A 23,963-nucleotide genomic window follows, 5' to 3' on the forward strand; every position below is an offset into this window, starting at 1 on the left:
CGAGGTGCCGAGTGTTGGGGCAAGAGCCCTTTGGTTACTTTGGGGCTTTTCCAAAGTGACCCGCCGTAAGGGCGGAACCAATACCCGCCATCACCCAATTAACGGATATGCCCCCAACCCATCACCTACAACAAAAGCGCCCCAACCTCACGGCTTCCGACACCACGCAAATACGTCTGATACAACGCTGCATACGCGCCACCCCGCGTGATAAGAGCCGTATGCGGTCCCAGCTCCACCACCTGCCCATGCCTCACCACCGCAATCCGGTCCGCATCACGAATCGTCGCCAGTCGATGCGCAATGATGATCGCCGTACGCCCCTCACACAGCCGCCGCAACGCCCGCTGAATCCGCCGCTCCGTATGAATATCCACCGCCGACGTCGCCTCATCCAGCACCAACACCGCAGGATCCGCCAAGTAAGCGCGAACCAGGCACACCAGTTGCCGTTGACCGTGGCTCAAGTGCGCCCCCAGAGGGCCCACTTCAGTGTGGTACTGATGAGGCAGACGCTCCAACACCTCATCGGCGCCCAACTCACGGGCGGCGGCGATCAGCGTACTGTCGTCGGCCCGGGGCGCGGCCAGGCGCAGGTTGTCGAGGATGCTGCCGCTGAACAGCACATTGTCCTGCAACACCACGCCAACGTGACGGCGCAAGGTGTGCTGGGCCAGATCGCGTACATCAATGCCGTCCAGCCGCACGGCGCCACTCTGCGCTTCGTAAAACCGCGTCAGCAACTGCACCAGCGTGCTTTTTCCGTGTCCGGAGGGGCCCACAATCGCCAGCACTTCACCGGCCGGTATATGCAGGTCCAGGCCCGTGATCACGGGCGCCTGGCCGTAGCTGAAGCCCACGTTGTCAAAATGCACTTCGCCGCGCGCATGCTCCAACGGCTGGGGCCTCTCACGGTCTACGATCAGCGGCGTGGTATCCAGCAGAAGGAAAATCCGCTGGGCCGAGGCCGAGCCGGTCGCGTAGCGTTCAAACAGGTCCGACAGCTCCTGCAAGGGCCCGAGGAACAAAAACACATAGAACAGACTTTCCGCGACCTGGCCGACACTCACATCACCCGCCGCCAATCCATACGCGCCCACTAACAGCAGCACCGCAATACCCGCCGAGCTGAGCAGCGCGGTGAACGGTGCAAACCATGACGAACGCACGCTGCCGCGAATCAATGCCAGGTTAAAGTCATCCAGCAAACCCCGATAACGCCGCAGGTTCGGTGCTTCCTGGGCGCATTGCTGCAACAGGCGCGCGCCGCTGACGCTTTCCACCAGGTGCGCAGTAAAGCGGCTGCGGTTCTCCGCAACCGTGGCCCAGTTACGCTGGGAAATGCGTTTGAAGCTCCACGTGGCGAGCACCAGCAACGGCACCGTCGCCACCAAGCTCAAGAAGAATCGTGGGTCGATGCGCCACAGCATCACCGAGGCCAGGCCACAGCGCAGTACCGCGCCCAACAGTTCCGGCGGGCCCTGGATCACCAACGGTTCGAGGGCGTCGACGTCGCGGTCGACCCGGGAAATGATGCGCCCGGCACGGGTCTGGTCGAAGTAGCTCACGCTCAGGCTTTGCACATGGGCGAACACCTGCACGCGCAAGGCATTCAACACCCGGATCGCGGCGCTGCCGGCAATGAATTGCGAGACCCCGGCCAGCAGGAAGCGCGCCAGCCAACTGGCCGCCAAGCCCAGCCCCAGCCCTACCACCAGACGCTCATCCAGCAGCCAGTGGTCGGCCTGTTGAATCAGCCCGCGATCCAGCAGTTCGCGCACGAACCACGGCCGCAGGAACACGGTGAACACCAGCAGGATTTCGATGCCGATCACCGCCAGGATCTGCCGACGGATGGGCCTCAGTAAAGGCAGCAACCGCTTGAACATGCTGCGATCCAGGGCTTTTTTTGCCAGCATTTCTTCGATTTCGATATCGCTCAAGGCTTTGCCTGGCAGCGGGTTAGCCATGGTCGATCCCCAGCAAGTCGCGGTAGTACGGATTGGATGATTGCAGGTCGGCGTGCGGGCCTTCGGCGCAGATCTTGCCGTTGTCGAGCACCAACACGCGGTCCGCCAGTAGGATGGTTGTGAGCTTGCTGGAGATCACCAACGCCGTGGTGCCATGCAGTTGCCGCAGGTTGTGCAGCACCTGGCGCTCGCTGATGGCGTCAAGGGCACTGGTGGCATCGTCCAGGCACAGGATGTCCGGTTTACCCAATAGCGCGCGGGCCAGGCACAGGCGTTGGCGCTGGCCGCCGGATAATGTCACGCCGCGATCGCCCAACGGAGTTTCCAGGCCGAGGGGCAGGCGCTGCAACACGTCTGAAGCGGCGGCGAGCCGTAGCGCCTCGCGCAGTTCCTCGTCGGTGGCAGCGGGCGCGCTGAGGCGCAGATTGGCGGCCAGGGTACCGGCGAACAGAAAGCTTTCCTGGGGCACCACGTGAACACGCTTGCGCAGCGGGCCCAGTTGCAGCTCGCGGATGTCTTGCCAGCCGGCGCTGTCTGAACCCAGCAGCAGACGCCCGGCGGTGACGTCACTCAAGCGCGGCAGCAGGCCCGCCAGCAGGCTTTTGCCGGTGCCGGTGGCGCCGACCAAGGCGACGATTTCACCGGGCTGCAAGGTCAGTGAGCAGTCGTGAAGGATGTCACGGCCCCCGCCTGGCGCCGTCACGCTGACCTGTTCCAGCTTGAGCCCCAGGGGACCGGCGGGCAGGGTGGCAGTACCGTTGCGGATCTCGGCGGGGGCGTCGAGCAATTGCCAGATTCGCTCGGCGCTGGCGCGGGCATCGGCGAAGGTCTGCATGACCCGGCCGATGCCCTCGATACGAAACACCAGGGTGGTGGCGATCAGCAGTGAGGTCACCAGTTCGCCAATCCCCAATTGCCCGGCTGCGACCAAGTGCGCCCCGTACACCAGGATCCACACATGCCCTAATGCAACGACCGCCTGCGGCAGCGGGATGCGTGAGCTGGAATAGGCCAGTGCCTGGCGGGCCAATGCAGCGAACACCGCGACCTGATCGGAAAACCCCTGGATACGCGGCTGTTCGAGGGCAAATGACTTGATCACGCGCACGCCGCCAATGCCTTCGCTCAGGTCCTGGTTGACCCGGTCATAGGCGCTGCCTACGGCGCGGTCCAGGCTTACCAACCGTTCGGTCTGGCGCACGAAAATCCACAACCCGGTGACCGTCAACAGCAGCGGCACCAGCCCCAGCAACGGGTGGTACCAGCTCAACAGGCCCACTGTGGCGAGCACTACCAGCGGGGTTTCTACCAACTGGCGCCAGAAGGTGATCAGCGCATCGCGCACCTTGTCCGCGTCGCGGGTAGTCCGGGTAATCATCTCGCCCATGCCGTGCTGCCAGTGATAGCCCAGGTGCAGGCTTTGCACCTGGGCCAGGATGCGTTCGCGCAGGCGCGTCAGCAGTGCCTGGCTGATCACCAGCGAAAGCACGCTGGCGATGTATTGCAGCACACCGCGCCCAAGCGCCACGGCGAGCATCAGCCCCAGCCAATACCAGCCAAGGCTCGCGTCCAGGCTACCGTCGGCGTTATGGACCACGGCGCGGCCGGCGCTGACATCATTCACCGCATGCCCGATCAGCCATTGTTGCCAGACCAACCCCAAGTTGATGGCCACGTACAGCGCAGCCACCAGGGTGAATCGCCAGGGCATTTCCCGGTAGATCGCCAGGCTGCGTAGAAGAGGGTGTTGTTCGATCATGAAAAGCTCATCAGGCAAAAACAGGAAAGGGCCGCGCACGGCCCGAATGGCTTATTTTCGGGTGGCGCCCTGGGTTTCCTTGGCATTCAGGATCGCGGTGTATTCGCCTGGGTCCACACCGTTGAGGTAGTAGTTACCCACATGGTGCAAGCGCCAGCGGATCGGGTCGTGGGTGGTGTGCACGCGGGCGTTGCGCCAGAAGCGATCCAGGTTCCACTTGCTCAGCGAGGAACTGGCGCCGAGCAGCGAGAAGATATCGCTGGAGATCTTCAGCGAAGCGCTGTCGGAATGCGCGCGGGCGGTGGCCACCGAGAGGATCAACTCATCCTGCAGTTCCTTGTTCTCCGGATCCAGTTCATGCAGGTCGAACACCCGCGCCGCATCACGCAACAGGGATTCAGCCGCTCGTAGGGCCACCGCGTATTCGCCGATCTGCTTGATGATATGCGGCTCTTCATTGGCGTGGTCGACGCCGCTTTCCACCCACGGCCGGGCGTTGTGCTTGAGATAGTCGACTGCCGCGGCCAGGGCGCCGGCGGCGATGCCGGTGTCGATAGCGGCGTGGAGGATCTGCGGGAAGGTCAGTCCGGTGCGTTTCATCGGGCCTTTGCGACGTGACACGTAGTCTTCGTCCAGCACGATGTTGTCGAACTTCACCGTGCCGCTGACCGAGTTCTTCTGGCCGAAGGCTTCCCAGTCATCCACCAGCGTGAGTCCCGGTGCATTGCGGTTGAGTAGCACGCCGGCGCCGCCGTCATCGGAGGCGGCCGTGAGCGAGATCCATTCGGCCAGATAGGAGCCCGTGGAGTAGAACTTGCTGCCATTGAGCACCAGCGCGCCATCTTCGCGGCGGTCGACGCGGGTCTTGAGCGCGAATTTGTTCTTGCCGCCCACCTCTGCCAGCGCATTGCCGAAGCGTTTGCCGGCCAGCACGTCACTGACCAGGCGATCACGCACCGCCTCCGGGTAGCCGGTGAAAACCCCGCGCAGCATCACGTTGTGGATCTGTAGCAGTTGCCCGACGCCGCCATCGGCCACCGAGATGATGCGCACGGTTTCAACGATGGTTTGCACCGAAGCGCCGAGCCCGCCAAAGGCTTTGGGCACGCCGATGGCGGTGATGCCGCTTTCGGACAGCAGTTGCGCCTGGCGCCAGGGCAGTTGGCCGTTCTGCTGGCTGTCGGCGGCGATGGCGGCGATTTCCACCGCGATGTCCTTGGCGGCAGCAATGGCCTCGGCTTCGCTGTGCAGTTGGCGAACGGGCGCCTGTTCAAATGTAGTCATGCATTCATCCTTCTGGTTTGGTTCGCAACCAAGGGATTGCGGTGTTGGAATGGGCTTGAGCAAGTTCCAAGCCAATGTGAAAAGCCATGCTGTACAGGGGCTGCGCAGGCTGGGGTGCTGCTGGAGAAGCAGCTCGAGCAAGTGGCTGCTGGCGCAGCAACAGTGCTGTTGGCAGGTCAGCAGTCGCCTGCTCCAGCAAGCACCAGTACCCTTGTAAACCGGGGCTCACGCCAATTGGCACGGCCTCTGCAATACCTCCCTCCACTGACTTGCCCAACTCAATGGAGCTGCCCATGACCCTTTCCGCTGTCCTGCCCACGCCTGAGCTTGAGCAGATCTGGTTCACCCGCTGCCCGGTGCCCACTGCGTCCGGCATCGCCTACAAGCTGGGGTGGTTGACCGAAGAGTTCGCCCCGGATGGCCTGCCGGTGTCCACGTTGCAGGAGGCTCGCCAACTGGGTCGCCACCATTACGATCACGACCTGCCGGGGCTTTTTCGCGAAGGCGGCAATGTCCCCGCATTGGCAGCACGTGCTGCAGGTGCGCCAAGCCGATTGATCGGCCTGACCTGGATCGAGGAGTGGCAGACCATTCTGGTCCGTCCGGACTCCGGCATCACCCGGCCCGAAGACCTGAAAGGCAAGCGCCTGGCCCTGCCGGCCTGGGGCGACAGTCGCCCCGGCAGCATCGCTCGAGCCATGAGCCTGCACGGCTACAAGGGTGCATTGAGCCTGGCCGGCCTGGGGTTTGATGACGTGGAACTGGTGGAAGTGGCGCTGCACGACCAAGAGCAAGCGCCGGACCCGCAACAAGGGCTTCAGCGCCTGTGGTCGGGCCTGGATTACCTGGTGCGCGGCGAGGTGGACGCGGTCTACGTCAAGGGCGCTTCGGCGGCCGATGCGGCGCGCCGGTTGGGCCTGGTGGTGGGCATCGACCTGGATCTGATCGCCGAACCGCGTTATCGCATCAACAACGGCACGCCTCGGCCAATCACCGTGCACCAGAGCCTGCTGGACAACCACTTTGACCTGGTGGTGCGCTTCCTTGCGCAAACCCTCAGCGCGGCAGAGTGGGCGGCGAACCATCGCGACAGCCTCAACGCGATTCTCGAAGAGGAAACCCGCGCCGGCAGTGCCGGAGTCGCCGAAGCCTATCGCGGCGATTTCCACACCACCCTGGCGCCGGATCTGTCGGCACAGCGCCTGGAATTCCTCACCACCCAAAAAGACTTTCTCTACCTGCACGGCTTCCTGGAACGCGATTTTTCCATCGTCGACTGGGTCGACCCGCGCCCTCTGCAAGCTGCCCATGAACTGTTGGCCAAGCGCCGCGCCTGAAACCGGAGAACTCACATGACTGCCATTGCCCACGCTCAACCGATCAGCCTCGAACTGCAGGCCTTTGTCGACAAAGTGCTGCTGGAGGCCGAAGAGGCTTTCACCGTGTTCCGTGAAACCAACACCATCACTGCCAATGGCACCGTCGGTTTTATCGAGCGCGTGCCCGGCCAGGAACTGCTGGTGTCGGTTAACTACGGCGGCCCGTGGAACTACCGTAAACCGCTGCAAGCCACCGTCACCGACTTTGCCGGCAATGTGATCCTCGGCAAGGGCAAAGGTGGCCTGGGGCGCTACACCAAGCTGTTCCAGCAACACCCGGATGTGACCACTGTGTCCCACGTGCATTCGCCGTACCTGGGTGCCTGGGCCCAGACCCACCGTACATTGCCGTTCCATTACGTTCCGGTGCAGCGCTATCAATTGGCCCGTGAACTGCCGGTGTACATCGACCGTCGCCAGCAGGAAGTGGACTTCATCCTCGACAAGATCGCCGAGAACCCCTTCAACCTGGCGATCCTTGAAGCCAACGGCGGCTCCACCGTGTGGGGCAAGCAAGGGCTGCGCGCGACGGCGGAATTCATCCTGTTGCTGGAGGAGGGCGCACAGCTGCAATTGCTCGCCGATGCACTGGGTGGTTCCCGCGCTTATGGACCGGGCGTGTTGACCCAGCAGTGGAAGATGAGCGGGCTGTTTGAACAGGCCACCGCGCTGGGCCTTGTACCCGCCATCGACCGCAAAAACTAAACACACCACGAACCCCTTGTAGGAGCCGGCTCCTACAGGGATGGCGATATATTCAAGGATGTTTGTCATGGCTGTGAAGATTCTCTGGTACCTCACCACCCCGGATGGCCCTTACCCGTGGGAACCCGAAGGCCGCTGGAAAACCGACTTTCAACACCTCAAACAACTCGCGGTCGCCAGCGATCGCCTCGGCTACTACGGCTCGCTGCTCGGCTCCAGCCCCAACGAAAGCCTTGCGGTTGCCGCCTCGCTGATCGACGCCACCCAACGCCTGCGCTTTTTGGTAGCGCAACACCCGGGCGAGCTGTCGCCGGCGGTCCTGGCCAAGTGGGCGCTGACGTTCGACCAGTTCTCCAACGGTCGCCTGCTGTTCAACGTGGTCAACGGCAATGACGCCGGCCTCGCCACCCTCGGCGTGCATTATCCCCATGACGAGCGTTATGCATTCAGCCTCGAATACTGGCGAGCGTTCCAGGGCTTCTATGCGGGTGATACGCGGGGCTATGACGGTGATTACGTCAAGCTCGCCCCCCGGACGCCGGGCGCGGCCAGCCATCCCTTGGGTGGCTGGCATCCGCCTTACCAGAAACCGGGTATCCCGCTCTGGGGCGCCGGCACCTCGGGGCCGGGCGTCGAGCATTCGGTACAACTGCTGGATGTGTACCTGAGTTTCGCCAACACACCGCCCAAACTCGGTGAAAAGTTTCGCAAGGTGGCGGCCGAAGCCGCGAAGATCGGCCGCGAACTGACCTTCGGCACCCGCCTGCAGATCATCGTGCGCGAGACCGAGGAAGAAGCCTGGGCCCACGCCGAAAAACTGCTGCAACGCACCTCGCTGCACACCGCGCGAAATGCGATTGAGCGCCAGCTGCCGCCCGGTGTGAGCTTCGAGGCGTTCCACAGCGACGACCCACAAACCCAGCGCAACGTCGAGACCATCCGCTCCGGGCGTGAGCTGGAGATCTACCCCAACGTGTGGCTGGGCCCGAGCCTGTTCGGTTTCAACATCCTCGGCCCGGCGGCGGGCACCTACCTGGTGGGCAGCGCCGAACAAGTCGCCGAGCGTATTCGCGAATATGAAGCCCAGGGCACCTCGGCCTTCATCCTCTCCGGTTTCCCGCTGATCGACGAAGCGCACCGCGTGGCAGACCTGCTGTTTCCACTGCTGGACCTGGACCACGGTTTTGAAGTGCCGCGCCTGGGTGTCACGCAAACGACTGAACAGCGCGAAGAGGCTTGATCGAATGAATGATGGATTTTCCCGCCGAGCGTTTCTCGGCCATAGCCTGGCCATTGGCGGCGGCTTGCTGCTCGCCGGTTGTGACAGCGGTGCCGCCTCCCAGGGCGCGGCGGTGCTCACCCGCAAACCGGTGAGCGGCGGCCGCCTGCGCGTCGGCATTATCGACGGCGACCAGTCCGGCAACCTGGACGCGCATAAACCGGTGGGCGGCGGGATCATTCGCGGTTGGGCGCTATACAGCAAGTTCTGGGAATGGAACACAGACGTCAGCACACGCCTGGCCCTGGCCGAGTTTGCCGAGCCGAATGCCGATGCCAGCGCCTGGACCATCCGCATCAAGCCGGGCCTGGAGTTCCACCATGGCAAGACCATTGGTGCCGATGACATGCTGTTTTCGTTGCTGCGCCTCACCGATCCAAAACTGGCCTCGCCGTTTGCTGGGTTGGTCGGTGCCATTGACCGCAACGCGTTGCGCAAGCTGGATGAGCGCACCATCGAAATCCGTTTCAAGCAGGGCCAGAGTTTCTTTCCACTGGATGAAACCCTGATCAGCTTTGGCGGCATCGTGCCGACGGACTACGACCCGATCACCAACCCGGTGGGCGCCGGCCCCTACAAACTCAAACGTTTCGTGCCTGGCCAGCGCTCGCTGTACGAACGTTTCGAGAACTACTACAAGCCCGGCCAACCTTACGCCGATGAGCTGGAAATCATCGAATTCAAGGACCAGGTGTCCCGCGTCGCCGCCTTGCGCGCCGGGCAGATCGATGTCGCCAGTGGCGTGCAGGCTGAGCACAGCGCATTGCTCAAGGCCGATTCGCGGTTGTCGCTGTGCGTATCGCCCAGTACCTCGTTTACTGGCTTCAACCTGAACCTGGCAAAACCACCGTTTGATGACGTGCGGGTGCGGCAGGCCTTCCGCTTGCTGGCGGATCGACAAGAGCTGGTAGGCCGTGGCCTGAACGGTTTTGGGCGGGTCGCCAACGACCTGTATTCGCCCCATGACCCCACCTACAACCACGCAATCGCGCAACGCCCCTATGACCTGGAACAGGCGCGCTCGCTCCTGCGCCAGGCCGGGCAGGTGGATTTGCGTGTAGAACTGACCACCACGCCGGGGCCGGGTGTGAATGCCGCCTTGGTATTTGCCCAGCAAGCCAAAAAAGCCGGTGTGGACGTGCGTGTTACCCAGGTTGACGGCGCGGTCTTCAATGGTCCGCAACGCGAACAATGGCAACTGTCGCCAGGCTCTACACCGGCCCGTGGCTTCCTGGCGTCGGCGCTGCACAACGACGCGCCGCTGGCGATCTACAACCGCAGCAATTTTCATGATCGGCGTTTCGACGATCTCTATCGCCAGGCCCTGGCCCAGCCCGATCTGGAGCTGCGCAAAAGCTTGGTGCATGAAGCCCAGCAAATCCAGCACGAGCGTGGCGGCCTGTTGATCTGGGGTTTTAACGATGTGCTGGACGCGGCGTCGGTGAAGGTCGGCGGCCTGACGCCGGAGCAGACCACCTTCGCTTCCTGGCGTTTTGACGAGTTGTGGTTGAACCATGTCTGAGCCGTCCTGCAAGTCCCCGCGCACGCCTGCCTGGCTGTCGTGGTTTATCGGGCGCCTGGGTTATGGCCTGCTCACCGCCTGGCTGATCAGCCTGGTGGTGTTCATCGCTACCCAGGCGCTGCCCTCGGACCCGGCGCGGGTGATCCTCGGCCCGGATGCGCCGCTGGAAAGTATCCTCACACTCCAGCACCAACTGGGCCTGGACCAGCCGATCCTCTGGCAATACCTGCGCTGGTTCGGCTCAGCCTTGAGCGGCGATCTCGGCGAGTCGCTGGATTCGAATGCGCCGGTCAGCGATATCCTGTGGGGCCGATTTGGCTACACGCTGGTGTTGCTGACGGGGGTGATCCTGGTCGTGGTGCCCGCCGCACTGGCGCTCGGCGTTGCCTTGGCGCTGCGCCGGGACAGTCGACTGGACCGTTGGAGCCTGTCGCTGCTGATCTTTCTCAAGGCCACGCCAGGCTTTTTGTTGGCCATCGGCCTGGTGCTGCTGTTTTCCATGCCCCACATGGACTGGCTGCCCGCCGTGTCGATCCTCGACCCCGACCAGTCGCTGCTGCGCCAGCTCAAGTTCCTGGTGCTGCCGGTATTGGCCCTGAGCCTCACCGCGCTGCCATACCTCACGCGCATGGTGCGTGCTGCGATGATCGAAGCGCTCGATTCCGATTACGTGGTGGCGGCGCGCCTGCGCGGCATTCCTTATCGGCGCATCGTGTGGGGCCACAGCTTGCCCAACGCATTGGTCCCCGCGATCCAGGGCGTGGCGCTGACCCTGCGCACGCTGATCGGCGGCGCAGTACTGGCCGAGGTGATCTTCAGCTACCCCGGCATCGGCACGGCCCTCAACGCGGCAATCCAGATGCGCGACCTGCCGATGATCCAGGCGATTGTGCTAGTGATCACCCTGGCGGTGGTGCTGATCAACCTGTTGGCCGACCTGTTGACCGTGCTGCTCACGCCCAAGCTGCGCACGGCGCGCCGGGTCACGATGATTCAACGCAACCGCCGGGGCATCACGCCGTGGTGGCGGCGTTCGCGAGGTGATGCATGAACGAGCCGCAAATCCGCAACGGTACACTGGTCACGGCGCTGGTGATTGCTTTCGCGTTGCTTGGCCCTTGGCTGGCGCCCCATGGTTCGACCGATATGGTGGGGCCGGTGTATGGCGCACCTGCCGGGTCGGCGTGGCTGGGGTATGACTTTTTGGGACATGACGTGCTGTCGCGCTTGCTCAACGGCGGCTTGTCGGTGCTGTGGATGTCGGTGGCGGCGGCGAGCATCGCGTTGGCCATCGGTAGCACGCTGGGCTTGCTGGCGGGGCTATCACGGCGGCGCCTGGACCAGTTGATCACGTGGTCGGCGGATGTGTCCCTGGCCTTTCCCGACCTGATTCTGGTGCTGTTGATCGTCTCGATGCTGGGCCGCGCGCCGTGGCTGATTGTGTTGACCGTGTCCATCGCCTTCATCCCGGGCGTGATCCGCCTGGCGCGCGCGAGTGCCGTGGCGGTGGCGGGGCAGGAGTTCGTCGAGGCGGCGCAGATGATGGGCTATTCGCGGCGCAGAATCCTGTTCAAGGAGATTCTGCCGAACATCCTCACACCGCTGCTGGTGCACTTCGGCAATATGTTGACCTGGGGCGTGGGCATGCTCTCGGGCTTGAGCTTTCTTGGGTACGGCGTGGCGCCGCCCACGGCGGACTGGGGCTTGATGATCAATGAAAACCAGGCCGGCTTGCTGGTGCAGCCCTGGGCGGTACTGGCCCCGGCGATACTGATCGGCGTGTTTGCCTACGGCACCAATATCCTCGCCGAAGGTATCGGCCGGCGCAGCGCACGGATGGGAGACCAGCAGCCATGAACGCGATAACGGAGATCGACACTGGGGTCCTGCAGGTCCTTGACCTGCGTGTGGAGTTGCCGGGGCAGGTGGATGTGGTGTCGGGCATCTCGTTCAGCCTGCAGGCCGGTGAGATTCTTGGGCTGGTGGGAGAGTCGGGGTCGGGTAAAACCACCCTGGCGACCGCGTTGCTGGCCCATGCGCGGCGGGGTGCACGGATTGTCGACGGGCAGGTGCAGGTGGCTGGGCAGGCCTTGTTGAGCCTGGAGGGTGAGGCGTTGCGTCGTGCACGCGGCAGCCTGATCGGCTATGTGGCGCAGGACCCGGCGACGGCGTTGAACCCTGCGCTGCGCATCGGTCACCTGCTGCGCGAAACCCTGGCGGTGCATCCCTCGGGGCTCGACCGTGCGGCGCAGCAACACCGTATCAGCGAGACCTTGCGTGACGTCGGTTTGCCGCAAGACCCTGAGTTCCTGCGCCGTTTCCCTCATCAATTGTCCGGCGGCCAGCAACAACGGGTGATGCTCGCGCTGGCCTTTGTGCTGCGCCCGCGCCTGATCGTACTGGATGAACCGACCACCGCCCTCGACGTCAGCACCCAGGCGCATATCCTCGCGACCCTGCGTCGACTGTGCAAAAGCCAGGGTGTGGCGGCGGTGTATGTGTCCCATGACCTGGCGGTGATCAAGGACCTGGTAGACCGGGTGATGGTGATGTACGCCGGGCGCATTGTTGAAATGGCGTCGCGAGATAAGTTATTCAGTCGGCCATCCCATCCCTACACCCGTGGCTTGCTGGGGGCGATACCGGACGTGGCCGGGCGGCGTGAGTTGAAAGCGATTGCCGGGCACGCGCCGGCGCCGGGGCAGCGGCCGCCAGGGTGCAGTTTCGGGCCGCGTTGTGAGCGGTTCAGCGCCGCATGCCTGGCGCTGGAGCCGCAATTGCACGCATTGGACGTTGGCCATGAGGTGGCGTGTATCGCGCCCCACGTTCAGCCGGTGCAAGCGATTGCGCTGGCGCCGATTGCGATTGCTTCGGCACAGATTGCACCCGCACTTTTAACGATCAGCGGCTTGAATGTCGCCTATGACCGCCAGGTTTTATTCGATATCACGCTGCAGGTGCAGCCGGGCGAGTGCCTGGCCTTGGTCGGCGAGTCCGGTTCCGGCAAGACCAGCCTGGCGCGGGCAGTGGCAGGCCTTGGCGAAAACGCCGAAGGGGCGTTGAGTTACGCCGGTCGACCGCTGGCCCTGCAGTCTCGCCAGCGTGATGCGGGCTTGCGGCACCAGATTCAGTACATCTTCCAGAACCCGTATCGGGCCTTGAACCCACGGCAAACGGTGTACCAGACCCTGAGTGCGCCGTTGGAACACTTCTTCAAGGTCAAGGGCGCAGCTGCGCGACAGCGGGTTGAGGCGGTGCTTGAACGTGTGTCACTGCCGGCTTCAGTGGCCGATGTCTATCCACATAGCCTGTCAGGCGGCGAGCGCCAGCGCGTAGCCATCGCCCGTGCGCTGTTGTGCGAGCCGAGGCTGTTGATCTGCGACGAGATCACCTCGGCGCTGGACGTTTCGGTGCAGGCCTCGATACTGGACCTGCTGCGCCAGTTGCAGCGCGAAGGGCTGACGCTGCTGTTTGTCACCCATGACCTCGGCGTAGTGCGTGCGATTGCAGACCGGGTACTGGTGTTGAAGACAGGTAGGGTGGTGGAGCAAGGCGTGGTTGATGAGGTGCTGGATAGGCCGCAGGCGGCGTATACGCGGGCGTTGCTGGAGCATTCGCCGTCATTGGGGTGACGGGCACCGCTACGCGGTGCGACGATTCGACAAGCCGGCTCCTACAGGTTTGTGCCGCACACCTATACACGCGATCGACTGTAGGAGCCGGCTTCCCGGCGATGGCGTCATACGCCCTTACGCAACCCTGGCCTGCCTGCGCCGTGCTTCTTCACGCACCGCCGGAATGATCCACCGCCCATAATCCACGGTGTCATACAGCGGGTCATACCCCCGGTTCAAAAACGTCGTCACGCCCAAATCCACGTAATCCAACAACGCCTGTGCCACCGTCTCCGGCGTGCCGACCAAGGCGGTGGTGTCGCCATAGGCGCCGACGGCCGTGGCGGTTGGCATCCACAGTGCACGATCGTGACGATCACCCCGTGCCGCTGCCGCGAGCAAACGTTCCGAACCGGTGCCCTTGATGCGCTTTTGCCACGGGCTGCCGGCTGCGAACTGCGGGTTGGCCTTGATCTGTGCGAGGATCTGTTCCGCACGCTGCCAAGCCAGTTCTTCGGTCGCGCCCAGGATCAAGCGCACCGACAAACTCACTCGCGGCGCTGTAACCCCCGCCGCCTGTGCCGCCGCCTTGAGCTTGGCAATCTGCTCCGCCACGCCATTCAACGGCTCGCCCCACAGCGCATACAAGTCCGCGTGTTTCACCGCGATCTGGTAGGCGATGTCTGATGACCCGCCAAACGAGATCGGGATGTGCGGCTGTTGCAGCGGCTTGACCGGCGAAAAGGCGCCCTTGATGTTGAAGTACTTGCCCTCGAAATCGAAGGGTTCCTCGGCGGTCCAGGTGCGTCGCACGATCTGCAGGTATTCATCGGTGCGTTGGTAGCGCTCGGTCTTGTCCAGCAAGAAGTCACCTTCCTGCGGCTCGGCGGTGATACCGGTGATCGCGTGCAGGCGAATACGCCCGCCGCCGGTAGTGTGGTCCAGCGTGGCGAAGGACCGCGCCGCGACGGTCGGCGCGGTGAGGCCCGGACGGTGGGCGATCATGAAGCCCAGCCGCTCGGTATGCGCCGCCGCGTAGGCGGCGATCTGCAAGCTGTCGGCGCTGCCGGGGCCGCTGGCGATGAGCACGCGGTCGAAGCCGGCATGTTCATGGGCGCGGGCATGGTGACGGATAAAGTCGAGGTCGAAATCCGGGCTGCGCACGCCACGGGTTTCGGACCACTGGCGCGGGAAAATCATGCCGACAAATTCAATGGACATACGGTGCTCCTGGATCAGAATTGATAGTCGACCTGGGCCAGCAAGGTGCGGCCAGGCATGGGTTGCAAGAAGGTATTGGTGGAACCGGCCAGGCCGCTGACGAAATTCAGTTCATTGGTCAGGTTCAGCACGCGCAAGGTGGTACTCCACTGCGGCTGGCGGTAATACACGGCGAGGTCGAGGTTGTATTCGTCGGGGATCTTCACCGTCTTGCTCAGGTTCAGATACCAACTGCTGGTCCACCAGCCGGAGAGTTCGGCACCGAAGCCAGAATCGAAGCGATAGTCCACGTAGCCGCTGGCGGTGTACTCAGGAATCTGTACCGCGTCGTAACGCCCGGAGGGCCGCTGGTTGAGGCTGTTGTTGTCGCCAAACACGGTGCCGTTGTCGGGAATGAAGCCTGCTGAAGCAAAGCCCGCCTGTGAGGTGAACTCGTTGTAGGCGTTGAGCTTGGACAGGTTCAAACCGCTGCGCAGGTGGTCATCCGGTTGGTAGCGCACGGTGGCCTCCACGCCCTTGATCATCAGCCGGGCGATGTTGTTATTGCTGTCGGGCGCCTGGTCGCGGGCCTGCTTGAACGCGGCCAAGGTCATGAACAACTGGTTGGGCACGGCTTCGACCTTGACGCCGACTTCGTGCAGCACACTCAGGCTCTGGAATGCCAGCGGGTTGAGCTGGTTGGCACCGGTGCCGCTGCCCCAACCCAAACCGTTGGAAAAGAACCCGGTATTGACCGCCAGCGAGCGGTCGAAGGTGTAGTACAGCGTGGTGTTTTCGGTGGGCTTCACGTACGGGCTGACTTGAAATGCAAATAGCCGGTAGTTGTCGCTGTCCTTGCGCCGGTTGCCGCCGGCGAGCACGAACGGGTTGTCGATTTCGGCCTGGATCCAGCTGCGGCTGGCGCCAATGTTCAGGCCGAAATACTCGCCGTACTTGAGGTTGTGCTGGCTGAACAGGGTCTTGGTGGTCCAGGTGCTTTCAGCGGTGTAGGGCGCTACGGATTCGGCGTACAGGCCATGCCCGGCCGCGTACATCGGCGGCAGGTTCAGCCATCCGTAGTCGTTGGAGTACTGCGGCACGCCGGGTTGGCCGATCCACGCAGCGTTGCCGCCGGCAGGGTTGCTGCCGTCCAGGCCGAGCAGGTCGCCGGGGTTCTTGCCGGAAGGATTCTGGGTCAAGTCGTAGGCGTTAATGGTCGATCCAAAGCTGTTATTGGCGGCAATCGACTGGTTGAATTCGCGGCGGTAAATCAGGCCGGTGTTGCTGTCGTCGCGCAGGGTCCAGCCGCCCAGTTGGGTTTCATTGCGTGAGCGAAACTCGAAACGGTTGTCGAAAATGTTGTCCTTGGACTGCACCTGGAACGCACCCACCGCGTCGGTGATGTCCTTGGAGCGTTCATAGAACGTGCTGTTGGCCACGGTGATGCTCGGCGACAGGTCGGCCTCGATGCGCAGTTGCGTGGTAAAGCGCCGCGAGCTGCTTTCATCCTCCTTGCGCTGCCCGGTCTGCGACGACAGCGACTGTTCGCCATTGCCGGCCAGCGTCGGGTCATACACCCAACCACGCAGGCTGCCGGGGTTGGCCTGGGTGTTCGGCGAGGCGGCCTGGAAGCTGCCGTCGACCACACTGTATTGGCCTTGTGCATTGCGTTGGCGCTTGACCCAGCCCAAGGTCGGCGCGTCCGCAGCGCCGGACGCCAGCACCGGTGACCATAGGGTGTTGCCGTTCTGGATGATGGGCGTGGCACGGCCGGCATAGTACTTGCCGTGGTCCACCAGGTTCTGCGTAGCGCGGTTCCAGCCGTGGGTGATGTTGTAGTCGTAATAGTTGTCGTAGCTGGCGTTCCAATCGACGCGAACGTTGTCGTTGCGCCAGGCGAGGGCGCCGTAGAACGCATCGAAATTATTGTCGACGTTGTCGTAGAAATCCTGCTGGCGCTGCTTGGTGATGCTGACGCGGTAGGCCAGGTTGTCGCTCAGCGGGCCGGTGTTGTCGAGGCTGAATTTATTCGAGCTGCGTGACGTGCCGTCCGGCACCCACGAACCCAATTCACCGCTGAGTTTGGTCTTGAACTCATTGAAGTTCGGTTTTTTGCTCAGGTAATTGACGTAACCGCCACTGCCGGACACTGAACCGTAGGTCACCGAGGATGGGCCAGCCACGATATCGGCGCCTTCATAGGCGTTGAAGTTGGCCGGATGGCGCACCGCATAACCGCGCTGGCCGTCCTGGAAAATCTCCGAACCCTGGGCGCGGAACTGCGGGGCGATTCCGGCGTTCTGGCCGCCGCCACGGGTGATGCCAGGTGCGTATTTGACCAAGTCATCAGCGCTGTGGATCGAGCCGTTGGCCAATTGCTCGGCATTGACCTGCACCACCGAGCGCGGAGTGTCGAGCACTTTGGTTTCGGTGCCGCCGTACACCGAGGTCGGCGGCCGGGTGGGCAGGGCGTCGTCATCCGACTCGGCGCTACTGGCCTGCACCGTCACGGTCTGCAGTTGGGTATCAGCAGCAAAGGCCTGCAGCGGCAGGGTTGCGGCCAGCAACAGGGGTAAACGCAAGGCGATAGCGTGCATGGCAGAAATGCCCCATAAAAAAGAGTGAAGGGCGCACGCCCCTTGTAGGAGCCGGCTTGCCGGCGATGGCGTCCGTTTGATCGGCGCAGGGCTTGAGGGCCCCATCGCCGGCAAGCCGGGCTCCTACAGAGGGGGGTGCGGTTTCATTGGGTCAGGCTGAGTCTTTGAGCCAGAGCTTCTCGAATCGCCAGGTGCTGAACAGTGACTCTTCGGCCTGGGCACCCCCGACGCGGGTGGACACGCTGTCGAGCAGGTCGGCGTAGCCCCAGATCAACATGCCACCGCGTTCGTACTGGATCTGCTGCACCTGGTGCACCAGGGCTTTGCGTTTTTCCAGGTCGGGCTGGGCCATGGCGGCAAGGAACAGTTCACTGAAGTGCGGGTCGTTGAAGTGGGTCTTGTTTGACACCGCAAACGGCGCGTCGGTGTGTATCGCGCTGGCCAGAAACGGTGCGCCAATGCTGCCGCCAGTGCTCAGGGTCCAGTCGTTTTTCAGCGGGCCCTGGAAGGTGGCAAGGTCGACTTGTTTGACCTTCAGGGTCACGCCGATGCGCTTGGCTTGTTCGGCAAGGACCAGCGCCGAACTCAAACCCTGCCCCGGTGTGGTGATCAATTCCACCTCAAGGTTTTCCTGGCCGGCGTCCTTGAGCAATTGCGCTGCGCGTTGCGGGTCGTAAGCGCGTGGGCCGAGGCTGTGGTTGAAGGTCGGATCGCTGGGTGCATACAAGTCGTTGGCTACGCGACCCTGGCCGTTCAGCGCGCGGCGTACCAACTCCTCCCGGTCCGCCAGCAAACGAAACGCCTCGCGTACCCGCGGGTCGTTGAACGGCGGCTTGTCCAGGTTCATGTCGAAGGACAGCCAATTGCCAGACACCGACTTGATCACCTGCAGGCGCGGGTTTTTTTGCAGGATCGGCAATTGTTCGGTGGGCAGCACATTGGCCATGTCGATCTGCCCGGCGCGCAGGGCGGCGAGGCGTGAGACTTGGTCCTTGAAGTCGATGATTTCAAGTTCATCCGCATAGGGCTTGCCGTCTTTGTAGTAATTCTCGAAGCGGGTGAACAACGAACGCTGGCCGGGGGTAAAGCTTTTCAACTGGTAGGGGCCGGCACCCACCGGGTTGGTCACTGGATGGTAATCCACCGGGACGATGCCGCCGAAGTTGACCCAGGTTTCCGCCAGCGGCATGTAGCTGCGGCCTTCGCGAAAGCTCAGACGCACGGTGCGATGGTCCAGCTTGACCAGATTGTCGCGATCCACCCAGTGCAACAGCGCGGCATAGGGCGAAGCCAGTTGCGGGTCGGTGAGGCGGCGGATCGAGAAAATCAGGTCGTCGGCATCGATGGTCTTGCCGTTGTGGAACTCCAGGCCCGGGCGCAGGCGCAGGGTCCAGGCGCTGGCATCGGCATTTGGCTCGGCCAGTTCGGCCAGGGCCAGGCGCGGTTGCATGTGCTCGTCCCACTCCCACAACTTGCTGTACAGCGCAAACCCGCGAACGATGCCGCTGCCCACCGGTTTATGCGCGTCCAGGTTGCCGCTCTGGTTGCCGTCGAGAATGCCCAGGCGCAAGCGTCCGCCGTAACGCGGCTGGTCGTTGCCGGTCACGCCGGCCGGTGTGTCGCTCGGGCCGCAACCCGTCAGTAGCAGGCCGCCGCCGACGGTGGCGCTGTAGCCGAGAAAGTCTCGGCGGCTCAGCAGAAAGGTCATGGTCTCAGGCTCCGCCGTTGGCCGAATGCAGCTCGCGCAGCGGCTCCTGGGGTCGGCTCAGCTCGACGCGCTCGCTGCGAAAATGCGGCAGGATGTGCTCGCCGAGGCGATAGGCTTCTTCCAGGTGCGGGTAGCCCGCGAGGAAGAACAGGTCGATGCCAATGCTGTTGTACTCGCGAATCCGCGCCACCACGTTCTCGTAGCTACCCACCAGCGCGCAACCCGGTGGAATGCCGATATAGCCGAAGCCGGTCCATACATTCGGATGGATGAAGAAGTCGTCGAAACCCTGGGCTTCGTTCTTCTCGGCAAAACCCTGTTCGTAGCTCAGTTTGCGCGCTGTGCGCAGCCCGGCATGCGCCGCCACGGCCTTGACCGCGCCACGGGCGATGCCTTCGTCGAAGAAACGCTTGGCCTCGGTGCGCGCCAGCGCTTCGGTCTCGCGGGTGATCACGTCGATTGACAGGCCGAAACGGATGTCGGTACGCCCCCATTTCAGTGCGCGCTGGCGCAGGTCGGCGATCAGCGCGGCGATTTCATCCGGATGCTCGGCGCGCATCAGGTAGAAGTCGGCGTGCTTGGCGGCGAATTCCCGTGCGGCAATCGACGAACCGGCGGTGCAGATCAGCGGTAGCTCGGCCTTCTTCAACGGCCCACGCAGGCCACCGCCGTCGGCTTTGTAGAATTTTCCATCGTAGTGGAAGGTCTCGTTGTGCCAATAGCCCTTGACCACGTCCATGAACTCGGTGGCGCGTTCGTAGCGTTCATCGTGCTCGCTGTAGTCACCGACCTGGCGCTGGATCGCGTCCGAGCCACCGTTGATGATGTTCCACACCAAGCGATTGCCGGTGGCGCGCTGGTACGTCGCCGCTTGTTGCACAGCGACCCAAGGGGTGTAGTGGTAGGGCTGGAACGCAGTGACGAACTGCAGGGTGCGCGTCTCGCGGGCCAGCAATGAGCAGACGGTCCAGGGTTCTTCGCCGGTCGGCGCATTGACCATCAACGCACCGCCAAACCCATTGATCTCGGCGGCCTTGGCAATCTGGCCCAGGTAGTCGATGTAGGTAAAGTGGTCGCCCACGCTGAACCCGGAGACTGCACCGGTACTGTTGGCGCCGCCACGGTGCCAGTCGCCCCGGTTACGCGGATCGCCGGGCAGGAACTGGGTTTCGCCGTGCAACGGCAAGCGGGTGAAGAATTCGATGCTCATGAAGCCTCCTGCCTACTGGGCGGTCGGGGCGCAGATCGGGGTGATCGGCTGGTCGTTGATGACTTTGTGGGCGAACGGGATCGAGTCCTTGAGCGACGCATTGACCGTCGCGCTGTGGCCCAGGCCTTTGTATAGATGGCCTTCCACCACGGAGCCGGCGTTGCAGGCGTCCTGCATCAGCTTCACCTGGGTCGCGGCGGCGGGGGTGGTGTCTTCGGCGCCGGTGCCGATGAAAATCGGTTTGGAGGTCTTCAGGGTCGGGTACGAAACCTGCGCGAGCCATGGCGCGAGCTGCTTGCCCTTGTAGTCTTTCTTGGTGTTGGCGATGCTCAGGCCGAGACCTTCCACGTCGCCTTCAAGGGCGAACAGGCAACTGGTGCGGGCCTGTTCGAAGATCGGCAGCGCCTTGTCGGTGTAGAAGTCCGCCGGGTTGATGCTCGGGTCGTATTGCTGGGCGGCAAGCAAGGTGTAGAAGCCGTAGGCCAACGTCGGGTCGACCTTGTTGCGCACTGCCTCACTGGGGTTTTTCGCGTAGTCGAGGGTGTAGATCACGCCGGTACCGATGCTGCCCTTGACGCCCAGGTCCGGCGCATAGGTTGCCGCGTAGGCCGCCGCGGCAAAGGCGCCCGCGCCCCCCTGGGACTGACCGACGATCAACACTTTATCGGCCAGCCCTGGTACCCCGGCCACCACAGCCTTGGCGGCGTCGAGGATGCCGTAGGCGGCCATACGGCTGTTAAGCAATGGGTGGCCACCGGGCACGCCAAGGCCCTGGTAGTCGGTGGCGACCACGGCAAAGCCTTCTTCCAGCCAGCGGTTGAGGTAAGCCACGTCACGGTAGGAACGGCCTTGCCAGGACGGCGCGCACACATCCGCCACGCCGACGGTGCCATGGCCCCAGCTTGCCACCGGCCATCCGCCGGCAGGTGGCTTGCCTTTAGGCAGGAACAAGGCGCCGGAAACCACGATGGGCGTCTTGTTGTCGATGCCGTCGGTGGAGGTGTACAGGATGCGCTGGGCACTGGCGGCATTCGCCAGGCTGATGGTGCTGTCCAGCGGCTCGCTGCGCAGCAATTTGCCGGGAACGGCGGGAATCGCTTGTTCCCAGGTGTAGAACGGCGAGACGCGGCCATCGCCTTGCAGCGGGTTGGGCTTGGGTGCATACACGTCAGCCGCGAACGCGCTCATGGACAAGGCCAATACGCTGAGGCCGAAAGCGAAGGAGTGGGGCAGTTTCATCAATCATTTTCCTATCAAGGATTCGTGCTGACCTGGCCACGCAGGGCCGGCCAGTAGTCGGTGAGTTTCAGGTCGATCAGGGCCTGGTGGGTAAAGCCGGTAGCCAGTGACGGGCCGATGTCGTAGGTGTCGCGAATCAGGTGGTTGGCCAGCGCATAGGCCGTCAGAGCCTGGTAATGGGCCTTGAGCTGCGCATCACTTTTTGGCGCCCAGCGTTCTTTCCAGGTCACCGGGTCGTTCTGGTCGTCGCGACGCAGCACGCTTTCGGCGGTGCCGGCGCGGGAGGACAGTTGGTAATAGGCGTCCTGGTTCTGCGGCTGAGAAATCCACCACGCGGCCTTGACCCAAGCAGTGGCCAGCAGTTGGGTGATCTGCGGATACTGTTTTACAAAGGTGTCGGTGCCCCACAGGTCAGAGACCAATCGCCAGTCGTTGCTGCCTTGCTTGGTCGACCAGATGATCTTGCCCACACCTTTGTCTTCCAGGGCATAAGCCTCGCTGAGCAGCACTGCCGCATCGACCTTGCCGGCCGATACCGCCGCCGCACCCACCTGTGGGTTGAGGTTGGCAATCTTGAAGTCATCGAGTGTCAGGCCCTTGCTGGCCAGGAAGTTGCTGAACGCAAACTCCCATGGCCGGCCACGGTGCAGGGCCAGGCGTTTGCCCTTGAGGTCTTCGATGGTCTGGGCGCTGGAGCCTTCGGGCACCACCAGGTAGATGTTGTTGCCGCTGCCGCCGGGCACAATCAGCTTGCCCGGCACGCCACCGGCTCCCGCGATCACCGATGGCAGGTCGCCGCGAACGGCGAAGTCCAGGCTGTTGTTGCTGAAGCCTTCGTTGATCTGCGGGCCGGCGCCGGCGTGGGGCAGGGCGATCCACTCGAGTTTCACCCCGCGTTCGCGCAATTGCGCTTCCAGCCAGCCGTCCTCGATCACGCGCCCGGCGATGCCGCCGAATACCGGCTTGCCGCCTTGGGTGTAAGCGACGATGGCGATTTTCACTGAGGCCGGTGCGGCCTGAATGGCAGTACTCGCAAAAAGGGCGAACAGGGCGGCAATGCTGCTGCGCCATACATTTTTCATGGGGCTTCTCCCTACTTGAATTGGCAATCCCCTGTAGGAGCCGGCTCCTACACGGGGATCGTGTTGGCAGGGAGAGAGCAGATTGCATGCCAGTCGCTGTCACAATCGCTCTAGACCGCGTACTACAAGGGTTTCAGCGGTAGTGGCACGAATGCCACCTCACCTCGGCTGCTGATGTGCAAACACGCAAGTGCTGGCCGATTGCTGCTCCAGCAGCAGTCAAGGGTGGGGGTGTTGGTATATTCGGAACGGATATATATAAATATTAATTAATAATTAAATGGTATAGAAAACTTCATGCACTATTGAGCACGCGCTTTTACTGCCAGGAATGCACCATGTCGCTGATCACCCATCCCAATGCCCGCGAATTGACCAAGTCGGTGCGTGCCACCGTGCTGGTCTTCAAGGACCCGCGCTCCCAGGAATTGCTGGCGCGTATCGAGCGCCTGGCCCCCAGTGAAGCCAACACCTTGATCATTGGCGAGACCGGCACCGGCAAGGAATTGGTCGCACGGCATATCCACAATCTGAGCCGTCGCGGGCGTGAACCCTTTGTGGCGGTGAATTGCGGTGCGTTTGCCGAAACCCTGGTGGAAAGCGAACTGTTCGGCCATGAAAAAGGCGCGTTCACCGGTGCTACCACCCACAAGGCCGGCTGGTTTGAAGCGGCCAATGGCGGCACGCTGTTCCTCGATGAGATCGGCGATTTGCCGCTGAACATGCAGGTCAAATTGCTGCGGGTTTTGCAGGAGCGTGAAGTGGTGCGCCTGGGTTCGCGCACGCCGATCCCGATCAATGTTCGGCTGGTGGCGGCCACCAACGTCAACTTGGCTGACGCGGTAGTGGCCGGGCATTTTCGCGAGGACTTGTTTTACCGTCTGCACGTCGCAACCATCCGCCTGCCCCCGCTGCGCGAACGGCCGGGCGACATCCTGCCGCTGGCCGAATTCTTCCTTGAAGAACACTGTCAGCGCCTGGGTTACAACCGCGCAAGCCTGAGCATCGAGGCCGAGCGCAAGATGCTCGAACACAGCTGGCCGGGCAATATCCGCGAGCTGGAAAACGCCATTCACCACGCCTTGCTGGTGTGCCGTAACCAGCGGGTGCAACCGGCGGACCTGCATTTGGTGGACATGCGCTCTTCGGGCATTCGCCAGGACGAGGCCAGCCACGCGCCGCCCGCCCTGAGTGGTCCGGTCGACCTGGAAAGTGCGCTGAACGCATTGTTCGAACAGAACATTCCAGACCTCTACGAACACATCGAAGAGACGATTTTTCGCGCGGCTTATCGCTATTGCCACGGCAATCAATTGCAGACCGGCCGCCTGCTGAATATCAGCCGCAATATCGTGCGGGCCCGCCTGGAAAAGATCGGTGAACTGGGCAAACCGGTGTTACTCGACGGCCAGTAA

General features: G+C 63.0%; 18 protein-coding genes. 8 read left to right on the plus strand and 10 right to left on the minus strand.

Annotated elements, in window-relative coordinates:
- Positions 1-125 precede the first annotated feature (125 nt).
- Genes CI807_RS20850 through CI807_RS31340 form a run of 4 tightly spaced genes read right to left on the minus strand, consistent with a single transcriptional unit; the run spans position 126 to position 5,308 of the window.
- Positions 126-1,970, minus strand: a complete 1,845-nt coding sequence (locus tag CI807_RS20850) for an ABC transporter ATP-binding protein (RefSeq protein WP_095016015.1) — start codon at positions 1,968-1,970, stop codon at positions 126-128.
- Complete coding sequence (locus tag CI807_RS20855) at positions 1,963-3,729, minus strand: ABC transporter ATP-binding protein (RefSeq protein WP_095016016.1); 1,767 nt, start codon at positions 3,727-3,729, stop codon at positions 1,963-1,965. The genes CI807_RS20850 and CI807_RS20855 overlap by 8 nt, the downstream gene beginning before the upstream one ends.
- A gap of 51 nt (positions 3,730-3,780) precedes the next feature.
- A complete protein-coding gene (locus CI807_RS20860; RefSeq protein ID WP_095016017.1) occupies positions 3,781-5,013 on the minus strand; it encodes an acyl-CoA dehydrogenase family protein in 1,233 nt (410 codons plus the stop codon).
- Between the two features lie 4 nt (positions 5,014-5,017).
- Positions 5,018-5,308 carry a hypothetical protein gene (locus CI807_RS31340; protein ID WP_157742053.1) on the minus strand — a complete coding sequence of 97 codons (291 nt, stop codon included), beginning with the start codon at positions 5,306-5,308 and terminating at the stop codon, positions 5,018-5,020.
- Here CI807_RS31340 and CI807_RS20865 point away from each other — a divergent pair.
- From CI807_RS20865 to CI807_RS20895, 7 genes are all read left to right on the plus strand, one after another.
- Complete coding sequence (locus tag CI807_RS20865; protein WP_095016018.1) at positions 5,307-6,350, plus strand: ABC transporter substrate-binding protein; 1,044 nt, start codon at positions 5,307-5,309, stop codon at positions 6,348-6,350. The genes CI807_RS31340 and CI807_RS20865 overlap by 2 nt on opposite strands.
- Positions 6,351-6,365: 15 nt before the next feature.
- On the plus strand, positions 6,366-7,097 hold the full coding sequence (locus CI807_RS20870; RefSeq protein WP_028615993.1) for a class II aldolase/adducin family protein: 732 nt from the start codon (positions 6,366-6,368) through the stop codon (positions 7,095-7,097).
- Between the two features lie 67 nt (positions 7,098-7,164).
- Positions 7,165-8,337 (plus strand): LLM class flavin-dependent oxidoreductase, encoded by a 1,173-nt coding sequence (locus CI807_RS20875; RefSeq protein ID WP_095016019.1) that lies wholly within the window; start codon positions 7,165-7,167, stop codon positions 8,335-8,337.
- Positions 8,338-8,341: 4 nt separating this feature from the next.
- Positions 8,342-9,898 (plus strand): ABC transporter substrate-binding protein, encoded by a 1,557-nt coding sequence (locus CI807_RS20880; RefSeq protein ID WP_095016020.1) that lies wholly within the window; start codon positions 8,342-8,344, stop codon positions 9,896-9,898.
- Positions 9,891-10,949 (plus strand): ABC transporter permease, encoded by a 1,059-nt coding sequence (locus CI807_RS20885; protein WP_095016021.1) that lies wholly within the window; start codon positions 9,891-9,893, stop codon positions 10,947-10,949. The genes CI807_RS20880 and CI807_RS20885 overlap by 8 nt, the downstream gene beginning before the upstream one ends.
- On the plus strand, positions 10,946-11,755 hold the full coding sequence (locus CI807_RS20890; protein WP_095016022.1) for an ABC transporter permease: 810 nt from the start codon (positions 10,946-10,948) through the stop codon (positions 11,753-11,755). The genes CI807_RS20885 and CI807_RS20890 overlap by 4 nt, the downstream gene beginning before the upstream one ends.
- Positions 11,752-13,530, plus strand: coding sequence for an ABC transporter ATP-binding protein (locus CI807_RS20895; RefSeq protein ID WP_095016023.1), 1,779 nt, complete (start codon positions 11,752-11,754; stop codon positions 13,528-13,530). The genes CI807_RS20890 and CI807_RS20895 overlap by 4 nt, the downstream gene beginning before the upstream one ends.
- 117 nt (positions 13,531-13,647) lie before the next feature.
- Here CI807_RS20895 and CI807_RS20900 read toward each other — a convergent pair whose 3' ends face one another.
- The 6 genes from CI807_RS20900 to CI807_RS20925 all read right to left on the minus strand — a co-directional run bounded on the left by CI807_RS20900 (position 13,648) and on the right by CI807_RS20925 (position 22,548).
- Entirely contained in the window at positions 13,648-14,733 is a 1,086-nt protein-coding gene (locus tag CI807_RS20900; protein ID WP_028615999.1) for an LLM class flavin-dependent oxidoreductase, read from the minus strand.
- Positions 14,734-14,747: 14 nt separating this feature from the next.
- A complete protein-coding gene (locus CI807_RS20905; RefSeq protein WP_095016024.1) occupies positions 14,748-17,309 on the minus strand; it encodes a TonB-dependent receptor plug domain-containing protein in 2,562 nt (853 codons plus the stop codon).
- Between the two features lie 151 nt (positions 17,310-17,460).
- The gene (locus CI807_RS20910) at positions 17,461-19,017 is read right to left on the minus strand and encodes an ABC transporter substrate-binding protein (protein WP_095016025.1); all 1,557 of its coding nucleotides are present in this window, start codon (positions 19,015-19,017) and stop codon (positions 17,461-17,463) included.
- A 4-nt stretch (positions 19,018-19,021) separates the two neighbouring features.
- Positions 19,022-20,227, minus strand: coding sequence for an LLM class flavin-dependent oxidoreductase (locus CI807_RS20915; RefSeq protein WP_028616002.1), 1,206 nt, complete (start codon positions 20,225-20,227; stop codon positions 19,022-19,024).
- A 12-nt stretch (positions 20,228-20,239) separates the two neighbouring features.
- Entirely contained in the window at positions 20,240-21,466 is a 1,227-nt protein-coding gene (locus CI807_RS20920) for a S9 family peptidase (protein WP_095016026.1), read from the minus strand.
- 14 nt (positions 21,467-21,480) lie between these two features.
- Entirely contained in the window at positions 21,481-22,548 is a 1,068-nt protein-coding gene (locus CI807_RS20925; RefSeq protein WP_095016027.1) for a PhnD/SsuA/transferrin family substrate-binding protein, read from the minus strand.
- Between the two features lie 338 nt (positions 22,549-22,886).
- On the opposite strand from CI807_RS20925, the gene CI807_RS20930 reads away from it, so the two are divergent.
- On the plus strand, positions 22,887-23,963 hold the full coding sequence (locus CI807_RS20930; protein ID WP_095016028.1) for a sigma-54-dependent Fis family transcriptional regulator: 1,077 nt from the start codon (positions 22,887-22,889) through the stop codon (positions 23,961-23,963).

The organism is Pseudomonas sp. NS1(2017), assembly GCF_002269425.1.
Classification (GTDB): Bacteria; Pseudomonadota; Gammaproteobacteria; order Pseudomonadales; family Pseudomonadaceae; genus Aquipseudomonas; species Aquipseudomonas reactans.